The 17983-nt window shown below is 47.1% G+C and carries 8 protein-coding genes; all 8 read right to left on the reverse strand.

The genetic code is table 11. The features are described 5' to 3' along the window. Positions 1–2: 2 nt before the first annotated feature. From ltaE to HPY31_RS20785, 8 genes are read right to left on the reverse strand one after another with little or no spacing between them, the layout of a single operon-like run. Entirely contained in the window at positions 3–1058 is a 1056-nt protein-coding gene (gene ltaE, locus HPY31_RS20750; protein WP_172142280.1) for a low-specificity L-threonine aldolase, read from the reverse strand. Next, positions 1055–2311 carry an ATP-grasp domain-containing protein gene (locus HPY31_RS20755; protein WP_172142281.1) on the reverse strand — a complete coding sequence of 419 codons (1257 nt, stop codon included), beginning with the start codon at positions 2309–2311 and terminating at the stop codon, positions 1055–1057. The genes ltaE and HPY31_RS20755 overlap by 4 nt, the downstream gene beginning before the upstream one ends. Next, the gene (locus HPY31_RS20760; protein WP_172142282.1) at positions 2286–3338 is read right to left on the reverse strand and encodes a PLP-dependent cysteine synthase family protein; all 1053 of its coding nucleotides are present in this window, start codon (positions 3336–3338) and stop codon (positions 2286–2288) included. Before HPY31_RS20760 ends, HPY31_RS20755 begins: the two co-directional genes overlap by 26 nt. Further along, positions 3328–4854, reverse strand: a complete 1527-nt coding sequence (locus tag HPY31_RS20765; protein WP_172142283.1) for an argininosuccinate lyase — start codon at positions 4852–4854, stop codon at positions 3328–3330. Before HPY31_RS20765 ends, HPY31_RS20760 begins: the two co-directional genes overlap by 11 nt. 52 nt (positions 4855–4906) lie before the next feature. After that, positions 4907–6178: an MFS transporter gene (locus HPY31_RS20770; protein WP_172142284.1), complete on the reverse strand. Its 1272-nt coding sequence runs from the start codon at positions 6176–6178 to the stop codon at positions 4907–4909. A 27-nt stretch (positions 6179–6205) separates the two neighbouring features. After that, a complete protein-coding gene (locus HPY31_RS20775; protein ID WP_172142285.1) occupies positions 6206–7105 on the reverse strand; it encodes a GHMP family kinase ATP-binding protein in 900 nt (299 codons plus the stop codon). Next, positions 7102–15909 carry a non-ribosomal peptide synthetase gene (locus HPY31_RS20780; protein ID WP_172142286.1) on the reverse strand — a complete coding sequence of 2936 codons (8808 nt, stop codon included), beginning with the start codon at positions 15907–15909 and terminating at the stop codon, positions 7102–7104. The genes HPY31_RS20775 and HPY31_RS20780 overlap by 4 nt, the downstream gene beginning before the upstream one ends. Before the next feature lie 18 nt (positions 15910–15927). Beyond that, positions 15928–17955 carry a condensation domain-containing protein gene (locus HPY31_RS20785; RefSeq protein WP_172142287.1) on the reverse strand — a complete coding sequence of 676 codons (2028 nt, stop codon included), beginning with the start codon at positions 17953–17955 and terminating at the stop codon, positions 15928–15930. Positions 17956–17983 lie beyond the last annotated feature (28 nt).

Below are 17983 nucleotides of genomic sequence, written 5' to 3' on the forward strand. Positions count from 1 at the left end.
CTCTACACCGTTTGGAACTGCAACAGTTCACGTACAATGACTAGCGCCTTGTCGATATCTGCTGTCTCAATACCAGAATGAGTAACCGCTCGAATTCTGCCGTGACCGAGCTCAGCTACGCGCAGCCCATGTGCTTGCGCTGCTTCTATGAAGGTCTGCCACGTATGGACTGGGTGTTCAATCCGGAAGAACACAATATTGGTCTCTACATCTTCCACATGAGTCACGATTCCTGGAATCTCTGCCAGACCACGTGCCAAGCGTAGGGCGTTAGCGTGATCGACTGCCAATTGATCCGTCATTCGCTGCAAGGCAACCAGGCCTGGCGCTGCAATAATCCCTGCCTGACGCATACCGCCACCAAGCATTTTGCGCAGACGATACACTTTCTGAATAAAGTCTTCTGTTCCGACGACAAGGGAACCAATTGGTGCTGACAATCCTTTCGACAGACATATTTGCACGGAATCTGCATAACGCGCAATCTCAGCTGCATCCACGTCAAGAGCAACAGCCGCATTGAACAAGCGTGCACCGTCCATATGAACAGGTACAGCCTTTTCGTTTGCAAATGCGCGAACCTCTTCCAAATAAGACAGCGGCAGGACACGTCCCCCCATCCGGTTATGCGGGTTTTCCAGGCAGATCAGGGAAGGCAATGCGAATTGTGGATCTTCTGGCTCCAACGGAAATACCCGCTCCATATCAGCGATGTCCAACCTTCCATCTGGCTGCGTCGGAATCGGCTCGTACATAATGCCACCACACACAGCCGCGCCACCCGCTTCATAGATGTAAATGTCCGTCTCATTGCCTACAATGACTTTGGAACCGCGAGGACAATGCGCCATTAAGGATGCCAGATTGGCCATCGTTCCACTCGGCATGAGAATGGCTGCCTCTTTGCCCAGCTTCCTCGCCGCTTCTTGCTCCAATTGGCGAACCGTAGGATCTTCCCCATACACATCGTCACCGAGTACCGCCTCTTGAATAGCATCCATCATCTGACTTGTCGGCAAAGTGAATGTATCGCTTCTCAATTCTATCAACGGTTTCATACCCCACTCTCCAATTGCTGACCTACTTGTACTCTCAGGCCGTCTTTCACCTGCTGGATCAGCTCAGCCGTCTCGCTGTATTGCTTGCCTTCCACGATGACATAGCCGAGACGATGCGAGAAATTTTGCGGAGGCTGGACGTTTTGTCCGATTTTTGCATGAATCGCTACCTCAGCAATCCCCGGCAGGTTGCAAACGGTATCCATTCCATATATCCCGCTAAATGTTCCCTGACTCTCAGACACGAGAAAATGGATGCCTGCATAGCGTTTCTCTTCGATGGTTTGAGACAATTCTGGCGTAAGTCCAGCCGCGCACCGAATCTGTTGCAAAAGCAAATCAATCCCCGTAGAGCGGCGAACCAGCTCTGGAATCATTCCTCCGGCAAGCCTTGCGTTGACTTCGATGACAACACAACCTGCTGATGTCCACTTCACTTCCGTATGGGCAGCACCGAACTGGTAGTTCACCGCTGCTAATGCCCTTTCCACCGTTCGCTCGATCTCTTGCTTCTCTTCTACGGACAGCGGTGCGGGGAAAATATGCCCTGCTTCCACGAAAAATGGATATCCCGTTAACTGTTTCTGGGTAATGCCGATGACAAAGCATTGCCCTTGCCACGAGAACGTCTCCACACTAAATTCAGGGCCCTCGACATACTGCTCGAGAAGAACTGTCCGAGCTGTTTCCTGGCCGCGCGCATTGTACTTGATTGCAAGGATTTCCGCTGCCATATGCTCCACTTCATCCCAGCTAAAGCACAGCCGCACGTTATTGGACCCGCTATCGTCAGCGGGCTTCACCACGCAGGGCAGAGAAATGAAAGAGCGCGCTTCCATCAATGCCTCCATAGAGCTTATTGCTAAAAATGTCGGCTGCGACACTTGCTGACCCTGAAGCCTCTCACGAAATATCGCTTTATTGCGGCAGGCCTCAATTGCCTCCAGCGAATTGCTTATCCAACCGAATTTCCGGGCCAGCTTGGCAACCGACTCGAGGTAATAGTCGCTTGTCGACATGATTCCGGCTATCTCTCTGCCTTCCTTACTCACTTGTGCTACACTGTCAGTCAGCTCTGCCTGGGAATTCGTGTCTGTCACGACTATGTGACATTCCAACTCATTCAAACCGTGGTAACGTTCAGGCTTCTCTGTGAAAAATACGGGCGTAAACCCCAATTCCCGCGCCTTTTTCATAGCGAGCATACCTGTCCCCGTCGTATTCGCTTCAACGAACAGAAAATGTTTGTTCATTCGGATACATCCCCATCAATTTAGAATAGGACCAGCTAGTCACGACTGTCTTTGGTTCCACACATTGCGGCGTGTCTCGCAGGTTCTCCTGCATTAGACCCTTGCTCTCTCGGTAGGAGTGGCTATAGATCGTATCGACATAACGATCCCCTCGATCCGGCAATATGGCGACGATATTACACTCACTCCCGACCTGGCTCGCTAACCAGTTGGCTACGGCGTACACGGAACCCGAGCTGTTACCAGCAAAAATATGCTCAGTACGCGCCAACTGCAACGTAGCCGCAAATGCCTCAGCATCGTTCAACCAATGCACTTCATCGATCATGGAAAAGTCTACATTCTCGGCGATTAAGCTGTTTCCCAAGCCACCTTGTAGACGCGTCGGCTGATCGGGCTGTCCGAATATCACACTCCCTGCTGCATCGACCGCCACGACGCGCAGCTCCTTATAATGACGCTTCAATTCTCTGGCGGTCCCGGACAAGGAGCCTCCACTGCCGACTGCTCCAACAAGCACGTCAATTCGATCGAGGTCTTGCATCAACTCGGATGCCAGCGCAGCATAGGCACGCGGATTTTCCGGATTATCGTATTGTCGAGGCCAGAACGCTCCTGGATACTCGCTCATTAATTCTTGGAGTCGCTCCAGTCTGGCGCTTTGCCACCCTTGTTTTCCCATCTGCGAAACGACGTGAACATGGCAGCCAAGCGAGGTCAACTTGGCATAGGTAATCGGGTCAATTCTCGGATCAGTCACGATGTGTACGTCATGCCCCAACTGACGCCCAACCAAGGCCAAGCCGCAAGCCAACGTTCCTGACGAGCTCTCGATAATCGGCATGCCCTCCTGAAGTTCTCCCGACTGTATCGCTGCCAGGATCGACTGCTTGGCTACACGATCCTTCATACCGAACGGATTCATTAATTCGAGCTTTGCAAATACGGAGCCCACTGCCCTTTCATCAAGTCTCAGCTTGACCAGAGGGGTATCCCCGATCGTATCTGCCAACTGTTCATACCGCATCTACGCTCACATCCTTCCCTTGCTTGCCAGAAAGAAGCCTCTTCATTACCCTCTCCCGCCTTTCTTCGATCGTCTGCAATTGCCCTTGTCGATCTTGCCATTCCCGTTGCAGCTCCTCTGCATGCTCCCTCTGCGCTGTCAGCATCTGCTGTACTTCCTCAGGGTTCGTGGAGCCCGCTGATTTCTTCGCGTACAAGCCGCCCTGCACATCGAAGGAAGCAGCGAGGAGTGCGGCCGTATCCGGTACTTGAAAGCCTGCTTCCGCGCAAGCTTCATCGAGTAGCCGTGGATCTCCCGGCTCCGGCGATACACCGTGTTCCAGCGCGCGAACGATGTATCTGCCTGCGATTACCTGTGCTGTGCGATACGGAATCCCATGCTCCAGCGTCAGCAAATTCGCAAGAGTAAATCCTCCAAAGAAGTCCCGTTTACATATATGGAGCAAACGATCCTCATTGAATTGCAAATGATCGATCACCGCCTTTAACAGGCGCAAGAGCGTTTTGGTTTGTTGAAACAACGTCAGAAGATGAGTACCCGCCTCTTTGGACGTCTCTACCAAATTCGTGAAGGCTGTATTGCGCTGACCGAGCACCATATCCATATAAAATCCGGTTAGATGCGCACTCTTTCCCCGGATACGCTCCAGGATCGGGAAATTTCTTTTCTGTGGCATGGCAGAAGATATTCCGGATAGCTCATCCGGCAATTGGAGGAAGTTCATTTCGCTGCTGCCCCATTGAATCAAATCTGTTGTAAACCGGGAGATCAATACGGAGAAGGTCGACAGCTCTCCTGCCATCCTCAAGACCCACTCCCGAGACGCAACCGCCGACAACGCACTCATCCGAGGCTGTCGAAACCCGAGGAGCTTGGACAACCGTTGACGGTCCCACGGCAGTTCCACTCCTGCCATGGCCCCTGCCCCAAGCGGGCACTGATTGATTTCGTCATAGATTTGTATCCATCGATTCATGGCTTGCAAAAATTCACTGTTCATAGAGGAAAGATAGAATCCGGGGGTAATTAATTGTGCGGATTGGTAGTGTGTATATCCCGGCATGGGAACCGAACGATATTGAACAGCCAGTGTATGCATCGATTGAATAAGCTGTCCCAATTCTTCTATTATCTCTAGCCATTGCGTACGACCAAACATCACCTGGGCGCACGCTTGAACATCATTGCGGCTGCGATCCATATGCCAGCACGGTACCGGTCTCGGGAGCAAACCTTCGATATAGCGCTCGAGGGCAAAAGAGATATCAGACATGTTCTGCCCGGGGTCAGGAGAGATTGTTTCTGGTGTAGCGGTCTGAAGTGCCTGCGCGATATTCAAAGCGTCTTGTCGTGTAATCAAGCCCATCCTGACATATTCCAACAGCATGGCGAATTCAATCTGAATATACCCAGGCAGCAAATGATCGACTTCATATTTGAACTGTGGCTCCAATACTTCATCATGCAAGAGGCGGCTTGGTGTCGAAGCTATACGGCCCGTTAATTTTATACTCATGCAAAAAGTACACCTCGCTTCCGACTGAGTAACGATCCAATCAAGAGCTGCCCTAAAGAGAGATGCCTCCTGATTTTTGTTCCACATATTCGTAGCTTTGTTCTTTTTTCATTCTCAAGTGTGGATTCATCAGCATGAGAACCACAATGAGAAGTCCCGCTCCGCCAATGATTCCAAAGATCGTAAATATGGAAACAAGACCAGTAGTCAGACCTACCAGGAAGACCGAAACAGGCATAGCGCACAGAACCATTACACTAATCAAGCTCGATGCTCTTCCCAAGACTTCTTTGGGCACCATCAAGGTGATCAGCGTACCCATTTTGATATTCACAAATGCGGAGCCTATTCCATTCACAAATACACAAATGACTTGCCAAACAAGCGGAATGCCAAACGCAAACATCCCGATTCCGATGCTGAACAGACTAATGCCGCAGCAAATGTAAATAATCGCATCGTATCGATTCAAATAATTAATACAGAGGGACCCAAGCAAAATCCCGATAAAAAAGCTGATCTCGAGCAGGGCCAATTCGGTAACATTGGAAACGATCAGTGGCAGCAGGATCGTTTCTGGAGCCGTCAAAAAATTGAGGATGGTAAAATAAATCATGCAGTTTCGCAGAAAGTCATGCTTCGTAATCGCATGGATTCCATCCTTCAAATCCGTCATGATCATCTTGGCTGTAAACTCACTGACAGTAGAAATGACAAGCTCTTTCTCGTTAATCCATAAAACAATCAGAGCACCCAATAAATAGGTGGCGGCATTCAAAATAAAAGCATATTCCATTCCAAACGCGATCAACCCCGCTGCCAATGCCGGAGCCGCCAAACTGACAATCGTTTGAATCATCTGCGATAAGCTTTGGGCCTGCGTCATATGGTGTTCGGGAACCAGTGTCCGTATCGCTACCGTCAGTGCAGGCCTGAAGAAGGCACTGACGGTGGTCAGCAGAACGGCAATGATAATCAGTGCAGCAGGATGTAGCCGATTAAACAAAAACAACAGGACGATGCACAAAATGAGCGCGGCTCTCAATAAATGCGAAACGACCATGATCCTCTTTTTATTTCCTCGGTCAACAATAACGCCTGCGAACAATCCGAATATGATCAATGGAATGGTCTCCGCTGCCAATAAAATCGACATTAACAAAGGACTTTCCGTCAAAACCTTCATTAGCCAAATAAGCGCTAATCGATACACTCCATCTCCCATATTCGAGACAAATTGCGAAAAGATTAAATAGCGATAACTTTTCAAGCTCAGCAACGCCCGAAAAGATACCTTTTCATTAACGCTTACTGGCTGTTCCATCTCGATCATCCACTCCCAATACGAACGCTACGTGTGGTACACCTGCACTTCTTTATTTAATTCGCTTAACCATCTATACCCTAGTTCGAGCTTTTGATAGAAGTCAGGTTCTTCTTTCAACAATAAAATACCGAGGCTGGTCCCGCTGTGTGCCACAACCGTACCTAACCCACCAATTTTCTCGTTAATCTCCATGACTTCCGGCAATAGCTTCTTAGGCAGAATTTTTTGATTCAAGATCGCACTTCTGGACGACACGGCACCTATCGTGTGGACATCTCTTTCTCTGATCGCTTTCGTAATTTTTTGCAGCAACACGCTGTACTCCATCTTTTCTTCGTGGGTATAGGGCTTTGTTCGCTTATTGAACTCAACAGTATCGATGGTTCCTCCCTCATCAATACTTACAATGCATAATGCCGGGAGTTCCCCGATGTATTCTCGCAATCTGACTTCTTTATGGTAGTAAGAAACGGAACCTTCATACATCACGCCATCCGTCGGCTCAATACTCGACAAAAACCACTCTAGTAGTGAAGGCTCAATGTTTATATGAAAACAATCCCCAACCGCTCGGGAGGCAGCCACCAAATCTGCTGATGAGCTTGCCAAGCCTTTTCCAACCGGAAGTTCGGAGTTGATCTCTAAAATTCCACCCGCTGGCAATCCATAGTGTTGAATGATTTTTTCGACCAACCTTTTTGATTTTTGCTTGGAGCTTGGCACGATGACGATCTCCTGTAAGCTTGGAATCGAATAAAAAGTAGCGTAAGATGCATTTTTGATAGGCAGAGTCACCAGAAAATCCAGATTATTTTCCTCTACAATCCCCTGCAGAAGTTCCCCAAAAGTACCGACAGAAACACCGATACCTACGTCATTCGTATTAGGAAAACGACTAATGGAACTAGTCTTGATCATGCTCATAGTGGCCCCCCGTTTACACGAATATGATTTGGTGCTGATTCTCCTATCTCTATCGCTTCCGCAGGACGATAGCGCTTCATGAAGTAATCGAAAAATTCAATTTTGTTGAATTGACTTTTATTCGTACTAACAAAGACTCCCATTTGTTTTTCTGGCAGGAACCACATAAATGAGTGAAAGCCGATGACCTCTCCTGCCTTCGCCAAAATATTCTCATGTACGTATTCTGGGTGGAATTTTGCTGTAAATCCATACCCTGTATATGTTCCTTTTGGATGAAGAACTGATTTACTGGAGAACATTTTTTCTATCGTATCTGCCTCTAAAATGTTTTCTTTGCTATCAGCACCTCCACGTAACAGAGCCAGCATAAATGTGCCAATATCGTGCCCCGTGGAAAGCATGCTGCCGTCTGGTGAGATCGCAGGGCTGAAATCGTACTTTTGCACGGCCTGATACCCCAGATCATAGCCTGTGGCCATTTTTGCCTGTAATTCTGGTTGTAGTAGAAAACTGCTATTTGTCATTTCGAGAGGCGCAAAGAAATGCTCACTTACATAATGATCAAAGGAAACGCCCGTAACTCTTTCCACGAGGTAACCCGCCAGCATAAAGGCAAAATTCTCGTTCCCAAATTGTTCGCCAGGTTTGTATACCACGGTTGGCATATAGCGGTGAATATACTCTCGTAACGTTAGGGAGTCACGCCCGCCAAAATTATAGCTTTGATCATTTCCCGCGTCCGGCGAGTCAAACCCTGTTGTGTAGCTGAGTAAATGTTCTACCGTTAGTGGTCCCTCGACTCTTCTCGGTATTTCAATATCGAGGTATTGCTCAACATCCTCGTTCCATCCAATCAGCCCTTGCTCCACTAGCTTCATAATGGCAGCGACTGTTACGAGCTTGGAAATCGATCCTACCCTGACTACGGTATCGTCTGCACTCATAGGCACTTTCTCTGATAGATTGGCGTAACCGTAAGCTTTCTTCACTTTCACTTGGCCGTGCTGAACTACCACCGCAATTGCACCAGGAAGATCATTCATCATAGAAGAGTCGAAAAATCCGTCTATCACTGCTTCGAAATCTACATATTCTCCAGCGATTTCGTGGTCAGGACTGTTGCGCAATTTCATCATGCAGTGCTGGATGACCTCCCTTAGACTATCCTGGAGGCATGCCGTAAGTCGTTCGATGGTATCCGTTTTATACTGTGCCTCGCTGTAAGCGATCATAAAGCGAAAGCTCCCATTCAACACCACGCACTCAATGTCAATCTTGCATTCCCGGAACTGCTCCAGACTCATTGATTCTCCGCCTGAGCATGTGGACAATTGAATGTCGTCATCCTTGTCCTTCCGATCCATATCAAATTGTCCCAAATAATTAAAGCTGACCTCAGGCTGTACATTCATGGTGGTGTTTAGCGATTTTGCAGACAAATATTTCAATACACCGTAGTGAATCCCTTTATGTGGGATTCGCCGTACCTCTTTTTTGATTTTCGGAATGATAGCTGACGGATTCATTTCGTTCCCGACGTCAACCATTACTGGATATTCACTCGTGAACCATCCTACTGTGCGGTTCATGTTCAGATCTGGTAGAATCGATTCCCTACCATGCCCTTCCATATTCAAAGCAAGGCAATCGATATTCGCCCATTTTTTGAAGGCCATTCCAATAGCAGCCAACAAAAGCTCATCGATTTCCGTCTGATAGGCACGATTGGCTTGTTTTAGCAATTCCTCGGTTTGCTGCTGATTCATTATGACCGTTTTCGTCCTGGTTGTTTTCCGAAGAGGTTTTTGCTCAGCGTAATCCGTTGGCAACGTTAGCGTATCCCTCTCCTCGATGCGGATCCAATATTCACGCTCTTGTTCGAGTCTTTGGCTATTGGCATACTCGTTCAATTGTTGCGCCCATAATTGGAAGGAATCACTTTTTAAAGGCAAACGCATCTCTTCGTTACGGAGGAGCTGCCCATAAGCTGTTTTGAAATCGTCGATTAAAATGCGCCATGATACCCCGTCTACGACTAAATGGTGAATAGCAATCAGCAAGTGATCGCCATCCGGGCATCGGAATAACCCCAGCCTCATTAATGGGCCATCAAAAATGTGAAGCCTTGATTGAATTTCACTGCATTTCAAGTCCATCGCTTGTTCGAGCTCGGACCCGTTCTTGTCTTGATAGTCCCAAATCTCCAGACTATACATGCCGCTAGTGTTGACGCCTCGATTGTAAACTTCATAGCCGGTAGTGGTCTCGCGGAAAATCATTCGCAGAGCATCATGGTGTTGTACCAGCTTATCGATGACTTTGCGAACCAGCCCTTCGTCAAAACGCTCTTTGCGGTACAACACAAAGGATTGGTTATAGTGATGGAGATGCTGGCTGTGTTCTTGCATCAACCAATGTTGAATCGGTGTCAGTGGTACAACGCCTTCCATATCCTTCTGGTCAATTTTTCGATTCAATGGTTTCAGTTTTGTACTCAGTTCTGCAATCGTTGGATATTTGAAAAGATCCCGAATTTCCATTTTGTATCCCAAAGCTGCCAATTGCGAGGAGACTTGAATCGATTTGATAGAATCGCCACCGAGCTCAAAGAAATGATCCATAATCCCAATCTTTTTCTCATGTAAAATGTCTTGCCACACAGCTACCAGTAGCTTCTCGGTGTCCGTTTTAGGCTCCACGTATTCCCTTTCACTCTGCAAGACGATGTTGATATCCACTAGCGCTTTTCGATCAATCTTTCCATTCGGCGTTACTGGTATTTCCTCTAGCTGAACAAAATGGGATGGGACCATAAATGCCGGTAACGACTTCCGCAACAATTCTCTCAATACGTTCGATTCCACCGAATCTGCCGCTACATAGAATGCAATCAGCCTTTTTTGACCAGATTCATCCGCTCTTGCAATAACGATGGCCTCGCGAATATCGCCCATTCTTCGTAATTCCGCTTCGATTTCTTCCAATTCGATTCGATTCCCACTTATTTTCACCTGATTATCCGATCGCCCTAAAAATTCAATATCTCCGCTTGGGAGCCAGCGAGCCATATCCCCTGTCTTATACATGTTTTCGCCGGTACAAAATGGATTGGGAACAAATTTTTCATTCGTCAAATCTGGCTGCTTGAAATATCCTTTTCCTACTCCCAAGCCTCCAATATACAGTTCTCCCGGGACACCTACAGGCTGCACATGAAGATTGGCGTCCAAAATGTACATCTTCACTCCTGGCAAAGGCTTGCCAATCGGCAAAAATTTGTAATCCTGCTGGTCAACTCTTTCATAATAGGAGGAATCAATAGTTGCCTCCGTCACTCCATAGCAGTTTAAGATTCTCATTGTGCTTCCGTATCGATCGACAAGCTTGTGAAAAGCATGTAACGGGCATTGATCCGAGCCAAGAATCAATATTTTCATGAAGTCTATGTTGAGTCCGTTTTCGTAGACATAGTCCATGAAAGGAAGCACCAGGACGGGAGTCGAGTCAAACAAATTAATCTCATGCTTTTCCATCAGGTGATAAAGGCGCTCCAAATCTACTCTCGCATCTTTTGGGCAAATAACCAGCTTCCCACCGTATAACAGACATCTCATATAATCACCAGTAAACACATCAAAAGAAAAACTTGCCCATTGCAAACTCCTGACTGGGAATTCATCCAGCTTGTATTCTTGTTTCCATCCGTGTGCAAGCGAATGAAGCTGGCGGTGTTCAATCATGACTCCCTTTGGCGTTCCCGTAGTGCCTGATGTATAAATCACATAAGCAAGCTGATCAAGCTGAACAGGTAACCCCAGATTCGTATTCTCCTGATGATAGGACTCTTCATCGTCAAGCATGATCATTTTTTTGTCAGCATTCACTTTATGGCGTACCGACTGATGCAGCAGCAAAACTTCTGCTCCCGAATGTTCCAGCATGTATCGTATCCGCTCTTCCGGGTAATCAGGGTCAATCGGGACGTAGGCTCCACCCGCTTTCAAAATGGCCAATACGCCAACGACCATCTCTATGGACCGTTCCGCGATGATCCCCACCAATTGATTGGCACAGACGCCCTCAGCTACCAATGTCCGCGCCAGCTGATTGACCCGTTTATTCAGTTCTGAATAAGACAGTTCTTGCTCTTCAAAAGCGAGAGCAATTCGATCCGGTGTTCTCTCCGTTTGTTCCTCGAATAATTCGATGATCGTTTTATGCTCATCCCCATTGGTAAAAGAAACTTCCTTATAGGCAGAGATCATTGCCTGTTTTTCTTCCACGGACAATAATTCGATATGCTTGAAATGAATATCTGGTTGATTGGCTACCTGTTCGATGATGTTGCCCAAATATCTGAGCATCCGTTGCACCGTTTCTGGCTTAAATAAATCCGTGCGATATTCGACAGTTAAACCCGCTCCATTTTCTAGTTCCACGCATACGAGCGATAAATCGAAATTCGTCATGGAATTATAGGATTCAACTGCTGTCATTTCCAAACCGTTTATTTTATTTTCCTCTTCTACTTTTTCGATATATTGGAACATAAAAGAAAAAATAGGATTGCGGCTAACATCTCTTTCCGGGTTAATTTTTTCGACTAATTTATCAAATGGATACGCATGATGCATGTAAGACTCCAGTGCTTGCTGTCGCCAAACATGCAACGCCTCGATAAAGGTATGCTCCTGATTGACTTCCAGTCTCAAAGGGAGTGTATTAATAAAAAATCCAATGACCTGTTCAATATCTATGTGATTCCGGCCAGCCTCTGGGGTACCGATGATGATATCCTGTTGATTGGTCAGCTTGGACAGCCAAATGCCTATCGTTGATAAAATCACCATAAACATGGAGGCATCATGCTGCTGCGCAATCTCTCGCATTCGACCAAACGTTTTTTCCGAAATCCGATAAGTTTCCAGTGCCGAAAAATACGTTTGTACAGGCTGGCGCTGAAAATCTGTCGGCAAGTCCAATACGGGAATCTCTTTTTCAAATGTCTTCAGCCAATACGCTTCTGATTCTCCTAGCTCTCCATGTTGAATCGATTGATTTTGCCAGACTGCGTAATCTTTATACTGAATGCTCAATTCCGGCAATTCGGGCTCTCTCCCTTGATGCAAGGATTCGTAGATGATGCCCAAATCCTTCATCAAGATCCCCCATGACCATTGATCACTGATCATGTGATGCATGTTCATTAACAACACGTATTTTTCTTCGGCAGCCTTGCATAGCTTCACCCGAAACAATGTATCCCTGTCAAAATCAAAGCTGGTTTCCGTCTCTTTTTGGATAACCAGATCAATCGCTTCTTGCTTCGACGCTTCGGACTCCTTGGAAAGATCGACAAATGCATAGGTGAAGTCATTGCCCGGCAGCACCTGTTGAACGGGACGCCCGTCTTTTAACAAGAACTTTGTTCGCAGCACTTCATGTCTTTTCACCAACAACCCGAAGGCCTGATGCAAAATACGCTCATTCAACGATCCCGTGATATGGTAGATCGTCGGCATGTTATAAGCCGTGTTCTCAGGCTCTAGCTGCTGAATGAAAAACAGTCTCCTTTGGGCATGTGACACCGGGTAATACGCTTGCCCATCTGCCTTGGGAATCGTAAATCGATCCTGTTGCATATAGCGCTCTCCTGTGGATAGGGCTTCCTCAGTATGAAACAGGGAAGATAACTCCCGAATGGTTCGATGCTCGAATAAGTCCTTGATGGTAACTTCTATGCCCATCTCTCTTTTCATGCGCAAACGAACCTGAATGGTTTTCATAGAGTGCCCGCCAAGCTGGAAAAAGTCATCGTCGATCCCGATGTCTTCTATGTTTAACACGGTACGCCAGATAGCTGCCAAGCTTCGTTCCAGATCATTGCGCGGAGCGACAAATGCTTCTGACTTCTTTTGAATCACGTCTGTCTCTGGCAATGCTTTTTTGTCTACTTTTCCGTTGCGATTCAGTGGCATCGCATCCAGGATGACGATACGCCCTGGAATCATATACTCCGGCAAGATCGTTCTGAGATAGGTTTGCAGCTCCTGTTCACTCTGCTGCTCATGCATGACCACATAGCAAACAATGCGATTCTGCCCATGTTCATCTTCTCGCGTAACCGCTACACACTGTCTCACCAGCGTGTGACGTAAAAGGGCGTTTTCTATCTCGCCCAGCTCGATGCGATGTCCGCGTACTTTTACCTGAAAATCAGCACGCGTAACAAATAGGAGTCTCCCATTTGGCAAAAAACGTCCCAAATCGCCTGTCTTATACAACCGTTCCGTTCTGCCCTGCAAAAATGGATTTTTTGAAAAGGCTAGCTCCGTGCGTTCAGCATCATGGAGATACCCCCGCCCTACGCCAGTTCCAGAAATGTAGATTTCCCCGACACACCCAACCGGAACGGGGCGCATCCATTTGTCCAGTACATAGTGCTTCATATTGGCGATCGAGCTTCCTAGGGCCACATAAGGATAATCATCATGGGCATACGAACGATCAATGATTTCGTGCATCGTATCATCGGAACACTCCGTAGCTCCATACGTGTTTACTACGATCACATCGGGATACAGGTCTTGCCACTTTTTGCATAGGGTTACTGGCAATCCTTCTCCCGTAGAAATCATGTATTGCAATTGAGGCAAAGCGTGCTGTTCCGGCGGGAGAGTCAGGGCAGCATTGTGCAATGCTTCTATCATCGCTGGTACCATCTGAATCACGGTGACACCATCTCGATTCAAGGCTTGGAGCAATGCATCCGGATCAGTAGCCGTCTCGTTGTCGTAAATCACAAGCTTTCCCCCTGCCATCAAAGGAGCGAGGAACTGCCACACCGATATATCAAAGCAATGGGAAGCATTCTGCACAACGATGCTGTCTGAATTCAATCCAAGGACATCCATTTTGGCGTAAAGATGATTCAGCATGCCACTATGCTCGATCATTGCCCCTTTTGGCATACCCGTGGAGCCTGAGGTAAAGAAGACGTTTGCCAAATCATCATGAGCATTGATGATCTCGGGATTCGATGTATCCGCCGCTTGCAAAGAAGGGATGTCTGCGCTTGACCCGTCCCCCTTGTTCAGGCAAAACACGACCGGCTTGTGCTCCAATCTATCTGCCAAGGTCATGCTCCGCGCTTGGAAACTCTCCTCAGTCAGTAAGACCTTCGCCTTGCTGTTAGCAAGGATGGTAAGAAGACGTTGATCGGGATGGGCTGTATCCAGCGGCACATAGGCCCCTCCTGCTTTCAGCACAGCCAGAATGCCAATCAGCATATCGATGCTTCTCTCTGCAAATAGGCAGGCAAGATCATTTCGTCCAAATCCTTGTTTTCGCAGCCAGTGCGCCAAGCGGTTCGAACCCTCATTCAATTCCCGGTAGGTGATGGATTGCTTCCAATCGATAGCAGCAACAGCGTCAGGATTGCGCCCCGCCTGCTCTTCTATCACTTGCTGCGCAAATGGCTCCATGCTACGATTCGACTTCGCAAAATTACCCATCACCTCTGTCATGATCCCTTGTTCTTCATCCGTCACGATGTTCAGATCGCTGATATTCCTGTCTGTCTCTTGGCAAATCTGCTCGAGCATATGGATGTAATGGGATTGCAGCCGTTCCAGATCGCTCTTGGAGGACGCATTCTCATGGAAGAATTGAATCTTTAAGGACTGCCCGACCGTTATGACTATCTCCACTGTTTGGAGGCCGCCGCGATAAAGCATGGCAGATTCCTGGTGATCTTCTACACCATTTCGTATTGTCAGTGTCGTTCCAAATATCGAATCCGTTTCGCGTACACCTGCATAGCTACGGATCATGTCTAGTGTGGCCCTTTCATGTTGCTGCAATTGTTCCCAGCCTTTCTGGACTTCCTTTACCACATCACGCACTTTTTGATTCGCATGCACGTTCAGGAAGACAGGTAAGCTGTGAGCCAGTGGCCCAATAATGGTATTCGCCTCTTTCCATGCTTCGGGTCTGCCAGAGACGGTAACGCCAATGACCAGCTTGTCCTCGCCACTGTACATATTCTCCAAGAGGAGCCAAGCAGCCTGAAAAATTGCCTCTACGGATACTCGCTGCTCGAATGCCATCCTTTTGATCGACGTGGTTAACGCTTCGGAAAGTACCGCGTTGCAACTGATCAAATGACTTGCTTCCTTTTGTACCCCTTGTACTGGATAAAACACATTCTCGCTTTCATAGCCGTGGAATTGATTTGTCCAAAAGCTTTTGACTTTGGAGCCATCTTGGCTTGACTCCCAAGCAACGTACTCTTTGAATGAGGCCCGCTGGTCAACAGATGGCTTAGTACCCCGTACCCGTTTCAGCCATTCCGCTACAAGAAGCTCGCGACTGGCATCGTCCATACATAATGCATGATGGGTCCAGATGAGGACAGCTTGATTGGTGTCCATCTGTAAAATCGATACTCGGATTAATGGCCCCTCCTCATACGCAATGGGCTCCTGATGGGATGTAAGCGTAGAGAGATACACTTGCTCTTGCTGTTCAGGTGATAATTCCCGTACATCGTTCCAGTCAATGGGAATGGGTAGCTCCTTCAATACGACTTGTACATGTTTATTTTTGAGCTGGCGGCAAACCATTCGCATCACCGGCGTCTCGCTGACTAATTCCTTCCACGTTTCCTGAACGCTTTCCGGTTCGAGACGGTGCTCGATGAGATAGCGCATGGTTGTCATCTTGTCAGGGCGTAATAATTCCTTTTGCACCATGGAAAGCTCTATGACTTCCAGTACGTTCTCTTTTGTTAAATGCTTCAAGCCAGTCCACCTCTTTCGCTACAGAAATAATTGTTCTAAATCATCACTGGTCAGGAATTGGCTGTTTAGATGACTGACAATCTCGCGGATTCTTTGATGCGGCTCGGCTGTCACACTTTCCAACAAGTATGCATAGTGGGTGCAAATCCGCTGCACGGTCTCCTTCTTGAATACATTCGCACGATAGGTAATGGTGCCATTTATGTGATCGTTAGTTTCAAGGATGCGGAATTGAAAATCAATCGTGGAGGGATATTCGTTCTCATTCATTTCAAATAAGAGTTGGGGCTCATGAGGTTTAGGAAAGGACGCTTGATGATAGTGGGCTTCTTTTAACTTGCTCTGTACTTGCAAAACCAAATCGCCAAATAGTGGATTGCCGGATAGATCCGCTCGTAAAAGCAAGGCGCTTGGGGCGTCCTCACACTCATCCCGCCCCGCACGAAATGCCAAAGCCAAATCCTCCTTCTCGGTTTCTGCATACAAAAGTACGAGAAATGCAGTCATGAATATCGCATAGGAAGAGGTATCCCAAACTTCAACGAGTTGAGCGATCCCATTCTCCTGCATGCATGACAATTCAAACGTCTCTTGCTCGAACTTCATAGAGTCAGTAGAGACCGAAGTGACGTCCTCTGGCAATATCTTGAGGGAAGGCAAATAGGCAAGACTTCTTATCCAATCGTTGGGCTGACCTGCATATACAAGGATGGTTTCTCCGTCATTTTTCAAAAGAGAAAGACTGGTGCGTTCAAAGTCGGCAACCCATTTAGCAATGGTTTCTTTATCCAAAATATCCGAATTGTACTCGAATCCTGCCAAGATATCATGATGGTTATCCTTTTCAACGACCAAACACAAATCATACTGGGATACATTTTTTCCAATCGGATAGGTGCTTACGGTAAGACCGTTGCTATCAAACGTATTTTGGGCATTACCCAGCATAATGGCTGCATTTTGCTTAATCGCTTTTTGATGGACGAAAGCCGTTGAAAAAAAGGACGCATATTTTTTATCGCGCTCATATTGCAACTCAGCTGCAATCAAAGAAATGGGATAGTTTTGATACTGTGAACATACAGACAACTCTTCATGAATCTGCTTTGCCAACTCACGTAGCGAGCTGTTCTTTGGTATTTTGATTCGCAGAGGAAGCATCACCATACACGGTCCCATGATCGTATGAAACTCTCTTTTTGGTCTGCCGTATCTCGGTACGCCAACAATGATGTCGTCTTGCCCAGTTATCCGATAAAGAAAAGCACTAAAAAGGGATAAATAAATGACATCGGTAGGATATTTGTTCTGTTTATGATAAGCAATCAACTCATCCCGGAGTTCGCGGGTAAACGTGAAGAATGATATCCCGCCTTTAAACGAAGGGGTACTCGGACGCTTTTTATCTGCCGGTAATTCAAACCTCTCTAGATTTCCGCCCAATTTGCTTTTCCAAAAAACTCTCGCAGCCTCGCCTTCTTGGCTGGCTATGTACTTCTGTTCCCACTCCACAAAGTCCGCGTATTGGTGTATTTGTGGTTGCAACTCGTGATCATTGCCCGTTATCAGTTGCTGGTAGATCATCGTAAATTCATCGAGCGTGAGCGAGACACTCCACCCATCAAAGCAGATATGGTGAAACTTGAAGCTTAAAATACTGCCGCTCCCTTTATAATCCAGCAATCTGCAACTGAATAACGGCCCTTCTTCCAACGTAAAAGGCTTGCTAAACTCTTGATGAAAATAGTCTCTAATCATCGCATCGTCCCAAGTAGCGGAAGACACATGTTCAAAATCCAATACGGGCTCGCTATATACTTTCTGGATGGGCTCGTCTTCCAAAACAAAAATGGAACGATAGATTTCGTGGCGTTTTACGATCTCGTAAAGAGCACGGAGCGTAACCGATACATCCAATCGACCTTCAAATCGGAACAAATACTGCTCCTGATAATAGGGACTCATTGGATAGACCAAATCGTGAAGATAGTAATCTTTTTGAGCCTCAGACAGAGGGATGGTTTTGACAAAGGTTTTATCCATCATTCGTAGTCTCCCCGATACGCAAGTGCGT

This window comes from Brevibacillus sp. HB1.3 (genome assembly GCF_013186635.1).
Taxonomy (GTDB): Bacteria; Bacillota; Bacilli; order Brevibacillales; family Brevibacillaceae; genus Brevibacillus; species Brevibacillus brevis_D.

Bases quoted from the DNA above. Each gene is read 5' to 3' on its own strand.
- ltaE (WP_172142280.1), bottom strand. From the start codon at position 1,058: ATGAAACCGTTGATAGAATTGAGAAGCGATACATTCACTTTGCCGACA.
- HPY31_RS20755 (WP_172142281.1), bottom strand. From the start codon at position 2,311: ATGAACAAACATTTTCTGTTCGTTGAAGCGAATACGACGGGGACAGGT.
- HPY31_RS20760 (WP_172142282.1), bottom strand. From the start codon at position 3,338: ATGCGGTATGAACAGTTGGCAGATACGATCGGGGATACCCCTCTGGTC.
- HPY31_RS20765 (WP_172142283.1), bottom strand. From the start codon at position 4,854: ATGAGTATAAAATTAACGGGCCGTATAGCTTCGACACCAAGCCGCCTC.
- HPY31_RS20770 (WP_172142284.1), bottom strand. From the start codon at position 6,178: ATGGAACAGCCAGTAAGCGTTAATGAAAAGGTATCTTTTCGGGCGTTG.
- HPY31_RS20775 (WP_172142285.1), bottom strand. From the start codon at position 7,105: ATGAGCATGATCAAGACTAGTTCCATTAGTCGTTTTCCTAATACGAAT.
- HPY31_RS20785 (WP_172142287.1), bottom strand. From the start codon at position 17,955: ATGATGGATAAAACCTTTGTCAAAACCATCCCTCTGTCTGAGGCTCAA.